Annotated in this window: 17 protein-coding genes; 4 read left to right on the forward strand and 13 right to left on the reverse strand. The window is 68.5% G+C overall.

The features are described 5' to 3' along the window. Positions 1 to 9: 9 nt before the first annotated feature. Entirely contained in the window at positions 10 to 834 is an 825-nt protein-coding gene (locus tag IB236_RS23065; protein ID WP_192422351.1) for a hypothetical protein, read from the reverse strand. An 8-nt stretch (positions 835 to 842) separates the two neighbouring features. Further along, on the reverse strand, positions 843 to 2585 hold the full coding sequence (locus IB236_RS23070) for an FMN-binding glutamate synthase family protein (protein WP_192422352.1): 1743 nt from the start codon (positions 2583 to 2585) through the stop codon (positions 843 to 845). Positions 2586 to 2802: 217 nt separating this feature from the next. Between IB236_RS23070 and IB236_RS23075 the strand changes: the two genes are divergently transcribed. Further along, complete coding sequence (locus tag IB236_RS23075) at positions 2803 to 3657, forward strand: YecA family protein (RefSeq protein ID WP_099731916.1); 855 nt, start codon at positions 2803 to 2805, stop codon at positions 3655 to 3657. A 106-nt stretch (positions 3658 to 3763) separates the two neighbouring features. Here the strand turns inward: IB236_RS23075 and IB236_RS23080 are convergent, their stop codons facing one another. The 9 genes from IB236_RS23080 to IB236_RS23120 all read right to left on the reverse strand — a co-directional run bounded on the left by IB236_RS23080 (position 3764) and on the right by IB236_RS23120 (position 12182). Beyond that, positions 3764 to 4171, reverse strand: coding sequence for a GFA family protein (locus IB236_RS23080; protein WP_192422353.1), 408 nt, complete (start codon positions 4169 to 4171; stop codon positions 3764 to 3766). Between the two features lie 44 nt (positions 4172 to 4215). Continuing rightward, a complete protein-coding gene (locus IB236_RS23085; protein WP_121941225.1) occupies positions 4216 to 4704 on the reverse strand; it encodes a nuclear transport factor 2 family protein in 489 nt (162 codons plus the stop codon). Positions 4705 to 4788: 84 nt separating this feature from the next. Then, on the reverse strand, positions 4789 to 6678 hold the full coding sequence (locus IB236_RS23090) for a patatin-like phospholipase family protein (protein WP_192422354.1): 1890 nt from the start codon (positions 6676 to 6678) through the stop codon (positions 4789 to 4791). Positions 6679 to 6896: 218 nt separating this feature from the next. Further along, positions 6897 to 7802: an alpha/beta fold hydrolase gene (locus tag IB236_RS23095; protein ID WP_099731920.1), complete on the reverse strand. Its 906-nt coding sequence runs from the start codon at positions 7800 to 7802 to the stop codon at positions 6897 to 6899. A 90-nt stretch (positions 7803 to 7892) separates the two neighbouring features. Beyond that, positions 7893 to 8420, reverse strand: a complete 528-nt coding sequence (locus tag IB236_RS23100) for a CinA family protein (RefSeq protein ID WP_192422355.1) — start codon at positions 8418 to 8420, stop codon at positions 7893 to 7895. Next, positions 8420 to 8944 carry a phosphatidylglycerophosphatase A gene (locus tag IB236_RS23105; RefSeq protein ID WP_192422356.1) on the reverse strand — a complete coding sequence of 175 codons (525 nt, stop codon included), beginning with the start codon at positions 8942 to 8944 and terminating at the stop codon, positions 8420 to 8422. The genes IB236_RS23100 and IB236_RS23105 overlap by 1 nt, the downstream gene beginning before the upstream one ends. An 18-nt stretch (positions 8945 to 8962) precedes the next feature. Continuing rightward, positions 8963 to 9442: a universal stress protein gene (locus IB236_RS23110; RefSeq protein WP_056747817.1), complete on the reverse strand. Its 480-nt coding sequence runs from the start codon at positions 9440 to 9442 to the stop codon at positions 8963 to 8965. 110 nt (positions 9443 to 9552) lie between these two features. Continuing rightward, entirely contained in the window at positions 9553 to 11229 is a 1677-nt protein-coding gene (locus IB236_RS23115; RefSeq protein ID WP_192422357.1) for a DUF4139 domain-containing protein, read from the reverse strand. Positions 11230 to 11297: 68 nt separating this feature from the next. After that, on the reverse strand, positions 11298 to 12182 hold the full coding sequence (locus tag IB236_RS23120; protein WP_108499038.1) for a LysR family transcriptional regulator: 885 nt from the start codon (positions 12180 to 12182) through the stop codon (positions 11298 to 11300). A 142-nt stretch (positions 12183 to 12324) separates the two neighbouring features. On the opposite strand from IB236_RS23120, the gene IB236_RS23125 reads away from it, so the two are divergent. The 3 genes from IB236_RS23125 (at position 12325) to IB236_RS23135 (ending at position 16050) form a co-directional block, all read left to right on the forward strand. Continuing rightward, positions 12325 to 13365 (forward strand): NAD-dependent epimerase/dehydratase family protein, encoded by a 1041-nt coding sequence (locus IB236_RS23125; RefSeq protein WP_192422358.1) that lies wholly within the window; start codon positions 12325 to 12327, stop codon positions 13363 to 13365. A 33-nt stretch (positions 13366 to 13398) separates the two neighbouring features. Then, complete coding sequence (locus tag IB236_RS23130) at positions 13399 to 14580, forward strand: twin-arginine translocation pathway signal protein (RefSeq protein ID WP_192422359.1); 1182 nt, start codon at positions 13399 to 13401, stop codon at positions 14578 to 14580. A gap of 153 nt (positions 14581 to 14733) precedes the next feature. Further along, positions 14734 to 16050: a ferric reductase-like transmembrane domain-containing protein gene (locus IB236_RS23135; RefSeq protein WP_225581332.1), complete on the forward strand. Its 1317-nt coding sequence runs from the start codon at positions 14734 to 14736 to the stop codon at positions 16048 to 16050. A 23-nt stretch (positions 16051 to 16073) separates the two neighbouring features. Here the strand turns inward: IB236_RS23135 and IB236_RS23140 are convergent, their stop codons facing one another. Beyond that, positions 16074 to 16625, reverse strand: a complete 552-nt coding sequence (locus IB236_RS23140; protein ID WP_192422360.1) for an RNA polymerase sigma factor — start codon at positions 16623 to 16625, stop codon at positions 16074 to 16076. Positions 16626 to 16631: 6 nt separating this feature from the next. Continuing rightward, entirely contained in the window at positions 16632 to 16835 is a 204-nt protein-coding gene (locus IB236_RS23145) for a DUF2892 domain-containing protein (protein WP_056065267.1), read from the reverse strand. Positions 16836 to 16929: the final 94 nt, after the last annotated feature.

Raw genomic sequence — 16929 nt, forward strand, 5'->3', positions numbered from 1 at the left:
CTGGCTGATCTAGCCTTGAGCCAAGAGGTCATACGCCGCCCGCACCCGCTGCAAATCCCGCCCCAGTTTGCGGTTGGTGGGCAGATTCCGCATCCACCCCATCCGCCGGACACTGGTGGCCAGCACCGCCCGCATCTCCTCGCTCCCCTGCGCCACCCACGCCGCCCAGCGCTCGCGCCCCTCGGCCAGCGTGCCGCTGTTGTGCAGGTAGATCGCGGTGGAATGCGCGTAACACAGCGCATCGCGCACATGGCACACCGCCAGTGGCAGCACGGCGGCGGGGTCGTCCTCAAAGTCGATGCAGGCCACTTCGCCATCGGGGCAGCGCACCATGTTGCGAGCAAAGGCCTGGCTCAGGCACGTGCCTTGGCGGTGCACCAGGGCCAGCGTGTCCAGCCCCTGCTGCCACAGCGCCAGAACGGTGGCCGTGTCGCCCGCCAGCACGGCATGGTCGATCTCGTTGCCCAGCGAATGAATCTCTTCCCCCGTGTGGCCCAGGTGGCGCATGGCAAAACCATGGGGCAAGGCGGCCAGCACCACGGGCACGCGGATGCCGCGCGCGGCCAGGTCACGCAGGCGCTGCACTTCGGTGGCAATGGCCGCGGGGCCGCCGGGGTTGGGCACGGGGCGCAGGGCGTCCAGCCGCAGCAGGGCGGCCAGCACGGCCATGGCGCGGTAGCGGCCCGTGCCGTGGGGCGCGCCCGCACGCTTGATCCAGATCTGCTCATCGCCCAGCACGTGGGCCATCACGTTGTGCGGCTGGGTGGCGAGTTGTTGCTGCAAAAAGGCGGCGTAGTCCGGGGCGGTGGTGTGGGTGGGGGCGGATGCGTCCATCGTCAGATTCATACAGCAGCGTCCCCCGCCACCGCCGCTGCGGTGCCCACGGCTGCAGCATGCACCAGCTCGACATGGTGGGGGATGGAGGGTTCCAGCGCCGGCTCGCTGGCCTGAAAGCTGTGCGCGCTGGCCAGCGGCCAGTACAGGCGGAACACGTTGTGCTGCGCGTCAAGCGGGCCCAGCAGCGCACCGGGCAACATGCGGGTGATGAGGTTGGACAGCAGGCGCACCTCCGTGTCGCTGATGCGGCGCACGATGTGGTGGGCTGTGATGTCCTTGGGGTGGTGCAGGCCGGCGGCCTGCACCAGCTCCTGCAACGCGTGCAAGGTGCTGCGGTGGAACTGCGCTACGCGCGTGGCCTTGTCGGGCACCACCAGGGCCTGTTGGCGCAGCGGATCTTGCGTGGTCACCCCCGTGGGGCAGTGGCCGGTGTGGCAGCTTTGCGCCTGGATGCAGCCCAGCGCCATCATGAAGCCGCGCCCCGCGTTGCACCAGTCGGCGCCCAGCGCCATCATGCGCGCGATGTCGAAAGCGCTGATGACCTTGCCCGCGCAGCCAATGCGCACACGGTCGCGCAGGTTCACGCCCACCAGCGTGTTGTGCACCAGCAGCAGGCCCTCCTGCAGCGGCGCGCCCACGTGGTCGCTGAACTCCACGGGCGCCGCGCCCGTGCCGCCCTCGGCGCCATCAACCACGATGAAGTCGGGCGTGATGCCGGTGACCAGCATGGCCTTGACGATGGCGAACCACTCCCATGGGTGGCCCAGGCAGAACTTGAAGCCCGTGGGCTTGCCGCCAGAAAGCGTACGCAGCTTGGCGATGAACTGCATCATCTCGACCGGCGTGCGGAAGGCGCTGTGGCTGGCGGGCGAGATGCAGGCCTCGCCCTCCTTCACGCCGCGCGCAGCCGCGATCTCGGCGGTCACCTTGGCCCCCGGCAGCACGCCACCGTGGCCCGGCTTGGCGCCCTGGCTGAGTTTGAGCTCGATCATCTTGACCTGCGGGTCGGTGGCATTGGCCGCAAAACGCTCTTCGCTGAAGGTGCCATCGGGGTTGCGGCAGCCAAAGTAGCCCGAGCCGATCTCCCAGATCAGGTCACCGCCATGCACGCGATGGTGCTGGCTGATGCTGCCCTCGCCCGTGTCGTGCGCAAAGCCACCTTTCTTCGCGCCCTGGTTGAGCGCCAGAATGGCGTTGGCCGACAGCGCACCAAAGCTCATGGCCGAGATGTTGAACACGCTCGCGTGGTAGGGCTGGGTGCAGGGCGATACGGACGGCGACTGCGCATCGGGGCTGCCACCGATCCACACGCGGAAGTCGTGCGACGGCAGCTGCGTGGGCGCGAGCGAGTGGTTCACCCATTCATAGCCCTGTGCGCCCACGTCCAGGTGCGTGCCGAAGGGGCGGTTGTCCGGGTCGCCCTTGGCGCGCTGGTAGACCAGCGAGCGCTGCGCGCGCGAAAACGGCGCGGCCTCGCTGTCGCTTTCGATGAAATACTGGCGCACCTCGGGCCGCACATATTCGAGCATGAAGCGGATATGGCCAATGACCGGGTAGTTGCGCAGGATCGCGTGGCGCGACTGCTGCAAGTCGTACACGCCCAGGGCCACCAGCGCCGCAAACACCAGCACCACGGGCAGCCCCACGCCAAAGGCCACCAGCGCAAACAGCGACAGCAGCAGCCCGAACACGCACAGCGCAAAGGCCGTGTAGCGCACCGGGTAGAGGGAGTTGAGCTGGTGGATCATGGGGCGTCCTGGTTGGGGTCGGTGGCGCGAGTGGAGGGCGCAGGGGCTACACTGGCCGCCTTTTTGTGGGGTTGCCGGATGGCGCTCGGCGCTTTTTTCTGCCCCGCCACCACCCCTGGCCGCCGTGGCCCGCGCCACGGCACAAGGCCTGCGCATCATAAAAGTAAAACATTGTTTTGCCGCCCCCGCTTTCTCCCTTGACGACCGGAGTCCTCCCATGACCGAACCTGCATCGCCCACCCCCGCCACCGACGATCTCGACCCCACCACCGCCCCGGCCGCTGCGCTGGGCCCGGATGAGCTGGAGGAGATGGACAACATCCTCGACGACCTGCGCGCGCGCGGCGAGGAAATCCCGCAGTGGGAGTTCTGCGATGGCTTCATGACCGCGCTGATCTGCAGCCGCCGCCCCATCGGCCCGGCCGAATATCTGCCCATGCTGCTGGGCGACGGCGCCGAGCTGGATGTGGCCGAAGGCGACCCGCTGCCGCAGTTGCCCGCGTTTGCCGATGCCGCCCAGCAAGCCCGCTTCATGGACCTGTGGATGCGCCGCTGGAACGAGATCGTGGCCCAGCTCGACACCGATGTGAAGACGCTGGACGACGACCGCACCTTCCAGCCCGAAGCCATGGACATGCGCGGCGCCGTGGCCAGCCTGACCGACGAGCAGCGTGCCGAGATGGGCGACGACCAGGAGATCCCGTCCTTCGGCCAGGTGTGGGCGCTGGGCTTCATGTTTGCGGTGGAAAACTGGCCCGAAGACTGGGCCGCCCCGCGCGACAAGGAAGCTGCCAAGTGGCTGGACGATGCGCTGGAGCGCATCGTCGCCCTGACCGAAGACGACACCGGCAAGCCCGAAGTCTGTATGTACGACGAAGACGGCCCCCCCAGCACCAGCCAGGCGCGCGTGGAAGCCTTCGGCGAAGCCATCTGGGCCGTGTACGACCTGCGCCAGCTGTGGAAGAGCATGGGCCCGCGCGTGGAGACGGTGCGCAAGGCGCCCGAGCCCGGGCGCAATGATCCTTGCCACTGTGGCAGTGGCAAGAAGTACAAGAAATGCCACGGCGCGTAAGCCTAACCTCTGGCACTACTTTTTTGATAGCGGGTTGCGCTTGTAGCAAAAGCGCGGGAGGCTGATAGGCCCGCGCTTTTCTCGCAGCGTCCTGCTGCCGGGGGCGCTAAGGCTGTTCGTCGAACGCGTCGATGTCTTCTGGCAAGGTGACCCACGCAAGGCGGCGCAGCGTCCAGATCTGGCGCTGCGGCGTGCCCAGCTCGTGCCTTTGCGTGATGGTTCCGAGCCGTAGGGAATAGGTCTGCGGATTGTCGGCCGCGCAGGCATACAGCGAGCTTCCGCAGACGTCGCAGAAGGCCAGCACACGCCGGTTGCCGCTGGCCGCCGTCTTGATGTATGTGCGGGGTGTGCCGCGGGTGAGTCGAAAGCCTGCCGCTGGGGCCGGGATGTTGGTACGGAAGGCGGAGCCGGAATGCGCCTGGCAGTCCGTGCAATGGCACACCGTCGCAGTGCCGGGCTCCACCTGCGCTTCGTAGGCGATTGCACCGCAATAGCATTGGCCTTGCACTTGCATGGCGTTTCCTTGTGCGTGGGTGGTGTCCGCCAGCCGGTGCGGGGTCAACCCTGCGCCAGAAACTTCTTCAAATTCCCCGCTGCCGTACTCCGCACCTTGCGCTTGAGCGAAGGCGACCAGCCCAGCAGCAGGCCCGGCGCGCCCAGCGCCTGCCGGGCCCAGCGCCAGAAGTTGAAGCGGTCACGGTGCGTGGCAATCAGCCCGTCGGGCGTGAAGGTGAAGGTGCCGTCGATGATGTTGTGCACCTTGCGCCCGGTGGCGCTGAAGAGGTAGTGCGCCTCCCAGTGCGCCTTGCCGCCCTGCGCATCGGCGTCGATGCCGCTGAACTCCAGCTTCCAGTGCTCGGCGGCGCCGGGCTTTTTCGTCGCAGTGCACAGCATGCGCCACATGCCTGCCACCTGCTCGCGGCCTTTCAGGGAAAAGGCCTCGTCGTCAAACGTGGCGTCGGGGGCATAGCAGGCCGCCATGGTGGCATGGTCCAGTTGCGCAAACGCGGTGTAGAAGCGTTGCAGGGTCTGGGCGTTGGGGTGCATGGGTTCTCCTCCTCAAGGGCGTCCATGCTACACCCCGGCCGGAACGCTGCATGCCACCTGGGGGACCTGCGCGGCGATGTGCGTTCAGCCGGTGCGCAACCCACCGATGCGCCGCCGCTTGGTGTCGTCCAATGCGTCCAGCACCTGGATGCCGTGCGCATACCCCTGCTGCACGATCTGCTCGAACCGGTTCCACTGCAGCATGCCCACGCGGTCCATGGGGGGGTTGAAGTACAGGTCTGTGAGCTGCTGCGACTGGCGCTGGCGCGACATGCTGTACAGGATGGTGACCTGCATGAGGTAGCTGGCCAGCGAGGGCAGCTTGTAGCGCCGCTGGGCGCGCGGGCGCAGCTTGTCGCGCAGCAGGGCCCAGCTGCTGGGGATGTCGTCCAGCTCGATGCGGCGTGGCTTGCGGAAGTTCAGGTCCACACCAATCACCGTGCCCACGCCGCGCATGCTGCTGCGCATCACATCCACTGGGAAGTTGTTGAACGTGCCACCGTCGCACAGCAGGTCGCCCTCGTGCACCACAGGCGGCAATGCACCGGGGATGGAGATGCTGGCCAGCAGCGACTTCACCAGGCTGCCACGGCGCACCACCTGTTCGCTGGCGCGCGAGTAGTTCGTGGCCACGCAGTAGTAGTTCTTCCACAGGTCCTCGACCTGGGCCGGAAAGCCCACCAGCCGGCCCACGGCGTCATGCAGGATGTGGCGCAGTCGGCGGCCCTTGATGAGCGACATCAGCGGCAGCAGGCTCCAGTCGCCCGTGGGGTTGGTGCGGAATGCCTCGCGTGCGTTGGCCATCACCGTCGCCAGCGGCTGGTCGGACGCCACATACGCGGCCATCACCGAACCGATGCTGGTGCCGCCCACGCAGTCGATTTCCACCCCTTCTTCCTGCAGCGCGCGGTAGATGCCCAGGTGCGCAAAACCGCGCGCGCCGCCACCGGCCAGCACCAGGCCCACGGCGGTACGGCTCTGGATGCGGGCCAGGCGCGCCATGTCGCGGTCGAGGGCGGGGCGCACGTGCACATGGTCGGCCACGGGGCGGCGGTCCAGCCATTGCTGGGTGCCGCGCGGGCACTGGGTGCCTTCCGGGTGCAGCAGCACCAGGATCTCGGCGGCCTCGGCCAGGGGCGCGCGGCGCAGCAGGCAGTTTTCTTCAATCGGGTGGATGGCGGGCTCGGCCTGCGCGTCGGCCAGCAGCAGCAACTCGTCGCAGTGGCGGCTCACGCGGCGCGTCCAGGGGGTGGGCTCGGGGTCGGCCAGCAGCAGCACAAAGTCGTTGCGGGCCTCGATATCGTCGAGCAGCATGGCAATGCGGCGGTTGGCCGTGGCGTCGGCGCCTTCGCGCTGCGCAATGCCGGGCTCCTGCAATTCGGCGTCCACGGTGGTCGAGTCCACCACCCGTACGCGGCCTACCGTGCCGAGGTGGCGCGCCAGACGCTGGCCAAAAGCCTGCAGGTCTACGCCGCTGCTCACCGGCAGCAGGCCCATGGCCACCGGGCGCTCCTGCGCGGCCGTATGGGTGGCGGCGCCCGACTGCAGGCGCTGGATGATCTGGCGCGTGAGCGCAATCGATACCTGGGCGCTGCTGGCCAGCAGGGTCTTGAACACGTCCTTGGTCAGTCGCACCAGCACCGAGTCGCGCACGGCGACCACGGTGGCGGCGCGGGGTGCGTCGGTGAACAGGCTGATCTCGCCAATCACCTGGCCCCGGCCCATATCGGCCACACGGCGCTGCGGGCCGATGCTGCCGTCATCGCTGCGCACATAGGCACGCAGGCGGCCGCTCACGGTGAGGTACATCGACTCGCCGGGCTCGCCCTGCGCCATCAGCGTGCTGCCGCCGGGCACCTCCACCCACTCCAGCTGGGCGCGCAGCAGCTCCAGCGCCTCGGGCTCAATGCCTGGCAGAAAGCTGCGCAGATGCTCGGTGAGCAGTTGGTTCTGGGTCGCGGTAAAGGGAGGCATGGTCACGCAATCGGCAAGGCACAGTGGGGGCGCTGCGGAAGGTGATGGCTTACCAGCCACCGGTGCTGGCCATGGGTTCCGCAGCGTGCGAAGCGGCGGATTCTAGGAACGCGATGTCACCTGTGCGCACTGCACGGGGCATGGTGGCCGCGCAGCGCGTGAACAAATGCACGGCAGAGCCTTTCGATTGCCCTTTCGGGCCGTGTCGGACCTGGTCGTCAGTGCATGAAGGCGCTCAGCGCCTGGGCCGTGGCCTCGGGCAATTGTTCGGGGATGAAGTGCCCCGCCGGAACGGCCTGGCCAGTGACCACGCCCGCACACTGCGCCTGCCAGAGTGCCAGCGGATCGAACAGCCGGTGCACCACGCCGTGCGCACCCCAGATCACGAGGGTGTCGCACGCTATTTTTTCGCCGCGCGCGCGGCTGTCGCGGTCGTGGTCCAGGTCGACGCCCGCACTGGCGCGGTAGTCCTCACAGGCGGTGTGGATGGCTTCGGGTGTGCAAAAGCAGCGTTCGTAATCGGCCAGGGCCTGTGGCTCGATGTGGGCCAGGCCCGCGCTGCCCCAGCCGCCCAGCTTGGCGTGCAGGTAGGCGCGGGCGTTGCCGCCGATCATGGTCTCGGGCAGCGGCGCGGGCTGGATCAGGTGAAACCAGTGGTAATAGGCGCGCGCAAACTCCATGTCGGTGCGCGCGTACATGTCGAGCGTGGGGGCGATGTCGATCACGCACAGCTTCTTCACACGCGCGGCGTGGTCCAGCGCCAGGCGGTGGGCCACACGGCCGCCCCGGTCGTGGCCGCACAGGTAGAACGTGTCGTGGCCCAGCGTGGTCATCACCTCGGCCATGTCCTGCGCCAGGGCGCGTTTGCTGTAGTTGCTGTGGTCGGGCAGGCCGGGCGCGTGGGATGAGTCGCCATAACCGCGCAAGTCCGGCAGCACCAGACAGTAGTCGCGTGCCAATTGCTGCGCCACGCGATGCCACAGCGCATGGGTTTGCGGAAAGCCGTGCAACAGCAGCAGCGGGGGTGCGCCCACGGTGCCGCCGGTGCGCACAAAGATCTCCGCGCCCGAGGTGCTGATGCGCCGGGTGGCAAAGCCGTCAAACCAGGAGGGTTTCGTTGTCATGGCCGTATGGTGTGGCAAGGGGCGGGTGAAGCCCTGTCTTGTGGACGACAGCGGCCGCTCATGCCGGGGCCGGGGATCTTGCCAGCGAGGTCAGGCAGGCAGCAGGCTGAGCAGCCGCTTCAGGGCGTATCGCAGCGTGGCCGTGCGGACGGCGGCGCGGTCCCCGGCAAAGTGCTGCATCTCGCTGTGGGTTTCGCCGCCCACGCACCAGGCAAACCACACGGTGCCCACCGGCTTGGTCTCGGTGCCGCCTGTGGGGCCCGCGACGCCGGTCACGGCCAGGCTGACCTGCGCGCGCGAGTGGGTCAGCGCACCATCGGCCATGGCGCGTGCCACAGGCTCGCTCACCGCACCGTGCTGCTCGATCAGGCCGGGGGGCACCCCCAGCATCTCGGCCTTGGCCTCGTTGGAATAGGTCACAAAGCCGCGCTCGAACCACTGGCTCGAGCCCGACAGGTCGGTGCAGGCGGCGGCGATCATGCCGCCGGTGCAGCTTTCGGCGGTGGCCAGCATGTGGCGGCGGGCCAGCAAACGCAGCGATATTTGCGTCAAATTGGCCTCAAGCGCTTGTACTTCTTGCGCTAGCAGCTCACTTTTTGATAGTGACGTGGGTGCCATCAGAACCTCCACAGTGCGATGACCAGCAAGGTACAGAAGGCTGCCACAAAGTCGTCCCACAAGATACCCCAGCCCCCGCGCCAGCCAAAGCCCTTGAACAGGCTGTCGGCCCAGCCAACCGGGCCAGGTTTGGCAGCATCAAAAAAGCGGAACAGCCCAAACGCCACCACCTGCCCCCACAGCCCCATGGGCATGGCCAGCCACAGCACCAGCCAGAAGGCCACGACTTCGTCCCACACGATGCTGCCGGGGTCGGCCACGCGCATGTGGCGCGCTGTGGTGGTGCAGGCCCACCAGCCCACCACGGTGCTGATCACGATCAACAGGCCCATTTGCTGCGGGTTCAGCCACTGCTGCAGCACCAGGTAGGCCAGCCAGGCCCACAGCGTGCCCACGGTGCCTGGCGCCTTGGGGGCCAGGCCCGCGCCAAAGCCCAGCGCCATGAAGTGGGCGGGGTGGGACAGCATGAAGCGCACGCTGGGGCGCAGGGGGGCAAGGGGTGGCAGTGGCTCGGAAGCGGTCATGTCGCGACGGAAAATTGATCAGGCGCTGGCGGCACCGCCGTCTGCCCCGGCAGGCAGGCGCACCAGCAGTACGGGCACGGGGGCGGTGCGGGCAATCTGCTCGGCATCACTGCCCATCAGCACGCGTGCCAGGCCACGGCGCCCGTGGGTGCCCAGCACGATCAGGTCGGCGCCCCAGGCCCGCGCGTGTTCCACCACCAGGTCAGCCACCCGGGCATCCAGGTTTTCGATCAGCACCGTGTCCACCGGCACACCGCTTTGCGCCACGCGCTCTTGGGCGCGGCGCAGCAACGCCTCGCCCGCCTGGCGCAGGCGGGGCAGCACCTCCTGGCTGTAAACCTCGGGCCGCTCAAAACCGCTGATGTGGGCCAAAGGGTCCATCACGTTCAGCAGGCGAATGCGTCCACCCGTTGCCTTGGCCAGGCCCGTGGCTTCGTTCACAGCGTGGTCAGCGGTGGGGCTGCCGTCAACGGCAACAAGGAGGTGTTGGTAACTCATGGCGGCGGGCTCCTGGGGGCTTGGTGGCACCAATGTGATCGCTGGGGCGGATTGTGACCGACACGCCGTTGCGCGGGGTCTTTGGAGGGCCAGTCACCGTGTTGCCAAGGTCACTGGCGTTCGATCAGCTCCACGTCCTTGGGGTAGCGGATGGTGTGCTCGGCACTGAACTGTGCGCTGGCCCCGGCTGCCAAAGTCTGCTGCCAGGACACGGTGCCGGGCGTGCGGTTCCAGGCTGTGTCCGACGGCTGGGGCTGGTAGCGCGATTCGACCTCGATCTTTTCGTTGCGCGACACTGGTGCGGCATGCAGCACCTGCAGCGTGATGGCCGTCTTGTGGCGGTTCTCCACGCTGTAGGTCCGGCGCGTCTTGCGCTCCACGCGCGAGCCGGTAAACCCGCTGCTGCCCGTCAGATCCTGCACGGGCTCGGCCCGTACGGTGACCAGTTCATCGCGGCCAAACGACAGGCTGGTGCTGCCGGCTGGGGCGCCTGCACTGGGCGCGCCAAAGTCGATGCGGCCGTTGCCCACAAAGGCGCCATCGCGGTACAGGCCTGCTGCGCCTGCCGGCCACACGCCGGGCGGCTGGGCAATGTGGGCAACCAGGTAGGCGGCTTCTTCCATGGCCGGTGCCGTGCGCGTGACCAGCGTGGCGGGGGCGCTGTGATTGCCCAGCGCCAGCGTCACGCGCTGGCCGCTGGAGGGCACGGTGATGCGCTGGGGCACGGCGAACTCGGTGGCAAACCCCTTGTCGAGGGCGCTCACGTCAAAGGTGGGCATGGCTTCCTCGGCGGCATTGCGGGACCGGGACAGGGACGCAATGGCCGGTGCGGGCGCAGGCGCCATCGCCATGGCCGGCGCGGGCGAGGCCTGAGGGGGCGGTGCCACGTTCAGCCACCAGGGGCGGGGCAGTTGCCCTTGAGTGGCGCGGCCCGGCTGGCCGGTGGACAGGGTCAGCTGCACACTGCCCCAGTCTTCGCCGCTGTTCTGGGCCACCAGCGCCTGGCGTTCGATCAGCACCGTGGATTTGTTCGCATCCAGCGTGGCGCGGTAGCTGGGCTGCCAGCCGGGGCCGCGCACCTGGTAGGACAGGCGCAGCTCAGCCTCGCGCTCGGTAGCCAGGTTGATGGTGACTGACACCACCCGCGCACGCTGGCTGGCCACGCGGTCGCGCTCTGCCACGAGCGGCTTGAGGGCCAGCTCCAGTGCCTCCTGCTTGCGCTGGAGCTGGTGCGCGCGTGCAAAGCTGTCCTGCCCGGATTTGCGCAGGACCTCGGCAGTGGCGGTGATCTGTGCGGGCGTCGGTGTGGCAGCACGGGGGGCGGAAGTGGCAGGCGCTGCCGACTCCGGGCCCGCGCCGGTTTGCGCCACGCTGCGCAGATAGCCGTCCACCAGCTGCAGGGCCGAGGCCTCGGCCTTCACCCCCGCGATCTGGTCCTCCAGCTCGCGGATGCGGCCGTCCAGCGGACTGGCGCAGCCTGCCGCCACGTCGCGGTCTTCGGTGAGCACATTGAACTCGCCCACGCGCACGGCGGGGTCGGCGTTGATCTGCAGGCTTTGCACATCCAGCGACGCGGGCAGGCAGGCCAGCGTGAGGCTGCGTGCGCCAGCGGCCACCTTGGCCACGCGCTCTACCGTGGCGCTGCCGGGGTAGACGGTGACACGGGCGATGCGGGAGGTGTCTTGGGCGGCTGCAGACAGCGGGGCCAGGACGGCCAAGCCCAGTACCAGCAGTGCGGGGCGCGCTGGAAGGTGAAGGAAGGGGAATGGGGGGCTCACGGGGCGCATGGGGCTCCTTGGGCGCAATGGACAAAGGGACTGGGATGCTAGCAGCCAGGCAGCGAGCTGCCCGTGGTCTACAGCACCAAGGGCACCTCTGCCGCCAGAAAGTCATACACCGCCCGAATCTTGCGGCTGGTGCGGATCTCGCGGTGCACCGTGAGCCAGATGGGCAGATCGGGCAGGGGCAGCATGGGCAGCACGGCCACCACGTTCGGGTCGGTGCGGGCCAGGTAGTTGCCCACAAAGCCGATGCCCAGCCCCGCCCGCACAGCCTCCCAGTAGGCCATGAGGTCGTCGGTGCGGAACGCGAAGTGCCCGCGCTCCACCGGGTAGCCCATCGCGGCAAAGCCTTGCTGGATGTCTTCGTGCCGGTCGTTGCCCACCAGCTCGTGCTGCAGCAGGTCGGGCGGTTGGCGGGGTGTGCCCTTGCGGCGCAGGTAGTCGCGGTGGGCATAGGCGCCCAGCGTCACCGCGCCGATGCGCTTGGCCACCAGGCTGGCCTGGTCGGGGCGCACCATGCGCAGCGCAATGTCGGCCTCGCGGCGCAGCAGGTTGGTGACCTGGTTGCTGGCCACCAGCTCCACCTGCACCTCGGGCAGCGCCTGGCGCATGCGCGCCAGCACGGGCGGCAGCAGCACGCAGGCCACGGGCTGGCTGGCGGTGATGCGCACGGTGCCGCTCACGCCTTCCTCCGCGCCCGACACGCTGCGTGCCAGCTGGTGGGCGCCCATCTCCATGGCGCGGGCCGATTCGGCCAGCCGCAGCGCCGTGGCCGTGGGCAGCAGGCCGCGCCCGGTGCGCTCAAAGAGCACCACGCCCAGCTGCGATTCCAGCTCGGCAATGTGGCGGCCGATGGTGGGCTGGCTGGCGTTGAGCGCACGGGCGGCGCCCAGCAGGCTGCCCTGGTCGAGTGCGGCCAGGAAGGACTGCACGAGGCTCCAGTCAAAGGTCTGGTTCATGGCAATAGCGTGCCCGCAATGGGGCGGCAGGAGGGTGGTTAGAGGTATTCATATTTGCATTACTGATATGAACACTTAGCCAATTGTGTAACGGTGCCGGCGTTTTCACAATCGCTCCATCCCTTGTGAATGGAGCCCTCAGATGATCACCCATACCCGTTTTCCACACTGCACGGACAATCCCTCCACCGTGTTGATCCTGGGCGCCCGGGGGCGGCTGGGACTGGCGGCCACCCGCGCCTTTGCGCAGGCTGGCTGGCAGGTGCTGGCACAGGTGCGCCCCAGTGCGCAGAGCGCTGCATTGCCCGCCATTCCAGGCGTGTGGTGGATGCCGGTGGCAGTGGAGGACACTGCCGCGCTGGCGGCCCAGGCGCAGGGCGCGCAGGTGGTGGTGCATGCGCTCAACCCTGCCTACACCCACAAGGCCTGGCGCGAGCAGGCCCCGGTGCTGATGGAGGCGGCCATCGCCGTCACCCGCCAGCTGCGTGCCACGCTGATGCTGCCGGGCAACGTCTACAACTTTGGCGAAGCCATGCCGCCCGTACTGCGCGAAGACACGCCCCAGGCCGCCACCGGTTTCAAGGGCCGCACGCGGGTGCAGCTGGAGCAGCGGCTGCAGGCCGCCACGCGACAGGGCGAGATGCGTGCTGTGGTGTTGCGCGCCGGGGATTTTTTTGGCACCGGCACGGGCAGCTGGATCGACCAGGCCATTGCCAAGGACTTGCCCCGGGGCCGCATCACCTGGCCCGGCCCGCTGGACGTAGCCACGCCCTGGGCCTACCTGCCCGACCTGGCCCGCACCTTCGTGCGCGTGGCGCAAGAGCGGGACCGGCTGGCCGCCTTCGAGTGCCTGCATTTCGCTGGGCACCACGTTACCGCGCAGCAGTGGCTGCACAGCTTCACGGCCATTGCAGCAGAGCAGGGCTGGTTGCCCGATGCGGGCGCGCTGCGGGTGGGCCAGTTACCGTGGCTGCTGCTGCGCGTGATGGGGCTGGTGGCACCCACGTTCGCGGCGCTGGCGGACATGCGCTATCTGTGGCGCACACCCCACCGTCTGGACAACACCCGCCTGCGCGCGCTCATCGGCGACGAGCCCCACACCCCCTTCGATCAGGCCGTGCGCCAGGCGCTGGTCGATTTGGGGCTGTTGTCCACCCGTTTGCCCCGTGCCGCGCTGGCCTGACCGCATCACCTTTTGAACCACCGGAGCATTCTCATGAACCGTCGCAACTTCATCCGTTTGGCAGGGGGTGGCACCATCGCCGCCGCTACTGCGGGCACGCTGGTCGCCTGTGGTGCCGTGGGCTCGCACTATCCCGCCGAGGCGGTGGAGGCCTGGAAAGGCCCGGTGGGCGAGACCGACCTGCGCCGCCGTGCCGTGGCCTATGCCATCACCGCACCCAATTCGCACAACCTGCAGCCCTGGCTGGTGGATTTGCGCGAGAGCGGTGTCATCACCCTGCGCACCGACCCTGCGCGGGTGCTGCCACAGACGGATCCGTGGGGGCGCCAGATCCTTATCGGCCATGGCGCGTTTCTGGAGCTGCTGGTGATGGCGCTGGCTCAGCAAGGCCTGGCCAGCGAGGTGCTGCTGTGGCCACAGGGCGAGATGCCTGCGGCCCTGAAGGACTGGGACGACCGTCCCGTGGCGCGCATCACCCTCAAGCCTGGTGGCCAGCCCGACCCGCTGTTTGCGCAGGTGCTGCTGCGCCGCACGCCCAAGACGGATTTCGATACCACCCGGGCCATCGCGCCCGGGGTGCTGGCCCAGTTGCTGGGCAGCGCCCCGGCTGAAGCCCCGCTGCGCGTGGGCGGCACCGTCAGCGCCGACCAGTTGCCCGCGCTGCGCACGCTGTGCTGGGAATCTGCCCGGGTAGAGCTGCTCACGCCGCGCACCATGATGGAAAGCATCCAGCTCACCCGCGTGGGGCCAGGCGAAATCCTGCAGCACCGCGACGGCATCTCGATCAACTCGCCCTTTGTGCGCGCCGTGGACGCTCTGGGCATGTTCGACCGCACCCAGCCCCCGGCCGAAGGCAGCGCCGCCTACAAAAGCGCCATGGGGCGTTTTGAGGGCCATAGCCGCACGGCCATGGGTTTTGTGTGGATCGCCGGCCCCAACACCCGCAGCGACCAGATCCGTACCGGGCGCCTGTACGTGCGCCAGCAGTTGCAGGCCACGGCGCTGGGTGTGGGCATGCACCCCATGAGCCAGGCGGTGCAGGAGTTTGCCGAAATGGCCCCGCACTTCGAGCACGTGCACCAGCTGGTGCTGGGGCGGCCCGCGCCGCGCACGCCCCAGGAGCCTACGGTGCAGATGTTCTGCCGCATGGGATACCCGCAGGGCGAGGTGCTTGCCACGCCGCGCAGGCCGCTCGCGCGTTTTGTGCGGACTTGATTGCGGGGAGGCCGGTGCCCGCGCAGCGGGCTGATGCAGATCAACCTCCGGCCGCAAGCTGCAGCGCTTTGCCGCTGCTTCACACACCGTTCAGGTGGCGTTCATCGCGGGTTTCTATATTTGCTGCATTGCAACAAGTTTTTGGGGCTGGTGATGTGGAAGAAGGTCTTGGGGGGCTCCCTGGTGCTGGCATGTACGGCGTGGCTGCTGGCGCTGTGGGTGCCGCAGCCTGCGCCGCCCGCGTGGGGTGATGTCTGGTGGTGGCGCAACCAGCTGATCCTGCTCAGCGGGGTATCGGCCTGGGCACTCATGTCGCTGATCATGGTGCTGGCCGTGCGGCCCGCGTGGCTGGAAAAGCCGCTGGACGGCCTGGACAAGAGCTACTGCCTGCACAAGTGGGCGGGCATCGGCGCGATCGTGCTGGCGTTGCTGCACTACGGGCTGCAGCTGTCGCGCAGCCTGCTGGCCGCCTGGGTGGGTCGCCCGGTGCGCGCGCCGCGCGCGGACTGGTGGCTCAACACCTTCCGCCACCTGGCCGAGGAGATGGGGGAGTGGGCTGTGTGGTTCCTCGCGGCCATGCTGGTCATCACGCTGTGGCAGCGGTTCCCGTACCACGTGTGGCGTTACCTGCACAAGCTGTTGGCCGTGGTGTACCTGGTGCTGGCCTTTCATGCCGTGGTGCTCACGCCGCCCGCCTGGTGGCAACAGCCTGCAGGCGTTCTGGTGGGCCTGTGCACGCTGGTGGGGGCGCTGTGCGCCGTGCGCTCGCTGGCCGGGGCCATCGGGCGCAGCCGCCGCCATGCAGCCCGTGTGGTGGGCGTGTCGTCCCAAGGGGTCGGGGTGCTGGAAGTGACCTGCCAGGTCAGCCCCGCCAGTGGCTGGAAGCATGCGGCCGGTCAGTTTGCGTTTGTCACCTTTGGCCGTGCCGAGGGGGCGCACCCCTTCACCCTGCTCAACGCCGACCAGGGCGATGGCGTGCTGCGCTTTGCGATCAAGGCGCTGGGCGACCACACGAGCCAGTTGCCCCTGCATGTCCGTCCCGGGCAGCAGGTGAGCATCGAGGGGCCGTATGGCTGCTTTGACTTTCGCAGCGACAGCGCCACCGAGCAGGTGTGGGTCGCCGCAGGCATTGGCGCCACGCCGTTCATGGCCTGGCTGGAGTCGATGCAGTCCACGCCCGCGCTGGCGCCCCGGGTGCACCTGCACTACTGTGTGCGCCATGCGGGCGAGGCGGTGTTTACCGAGCGCATGGCCGCGCTGTGTGCCCGCTTGCCCAGCGTGACGCTGGAGATCCACTACAGCAACGACACTGGGCCCGTGACACCCGCAGAGTTGCTCGCAGGCACCAGCCCGGCGGCGAGTGTGTGGTTCTGCGGACCGCAGGGTTTTGCCGAGGCGGTGCGCCAGGGCATGGAGCAGCTGGGGCGCTCGCCTGCGCGCTTTCACCAAGAGCTGTTCCAGATGCGCTGAGGCGGGTTCTCCGCGCTGCAGCGCTACGTGGTGCCGGTGCGGTCCGTGGGTGCCAGGTACTCCCGCACCAGGGCCCGCCCGCGGTGCAGGCGGCTTTTGGCCGCCTCGCGCGTCACACCCAGCCGCTGCGCCATCTCCTCGATGGTCAGCTCCTCGAAGTCGCGCATCAGCAGGGCCTCGCGGTACAGGGACGGCAGCGAGTCGATGGCCAGGGCAAGGTCATGGCGCAGTTCGTGGTCGGGGCGGTGCGACCAGGCGAGGTTGTCTTCCACCTGTGCCAGCGGCTCGCCCTTGAGCCAGGCCAGCATGGGCTGCATGCACAGCCGCTGCACGATGCGCACCACCCACCCGCCGAACGCCGCTACCTCGCGCAGCGCGCCCACGCGGCGGTACACGATGATGAGCGCCTCCTGAACCACGTCGTCCGTCGCCGTGGTGGCGGCGCAGTGGCGCAGCGCATAGCGGCGGATGTCGGGACGGGTGAGGCGCAGCAGCTGCTCCATGGCCGCCGCGTCACCGCTGCGTGCGGCGGGCAGAAGCTGGGCCACGGTGGGGGCTGGGTGGGTGGTGGCCATGGGCGGTCACTCGACAGGCTTGCGGCCCACCATGGCACAGGCGGGGCAGTAGCCAAACGCGCCGCTCAGGATACTGCCAACGCCCGAGGCGGCCAATGCCAGGCCCAGGGGCGATGCGGACATCCACCACAGGCCTGCAGCGATGAGGGCGACGCCCCCTGCAACGCGCAGCAGGCTTTCGGGGCGGGTGATGTTCTTGCGGTACAGCATGGTGAAAAACTCCTTGGTGGGGAAATGAAGGCGCCGGCACAGGGCACCTTCCCTACCAAGAGCGGCTGGTTGCGCAAAAGGATTCATGGGTTGC

The organism is Acidovorax sp. ACV02 (assembly GCF_014851475.1).
Lineage (GTDB): Bacteria > Pseudomonadota > Gammaproteobacteria > Burkholderiales > Burkholderiaceae_C > Acidovorax > Acidovorax delafieldii.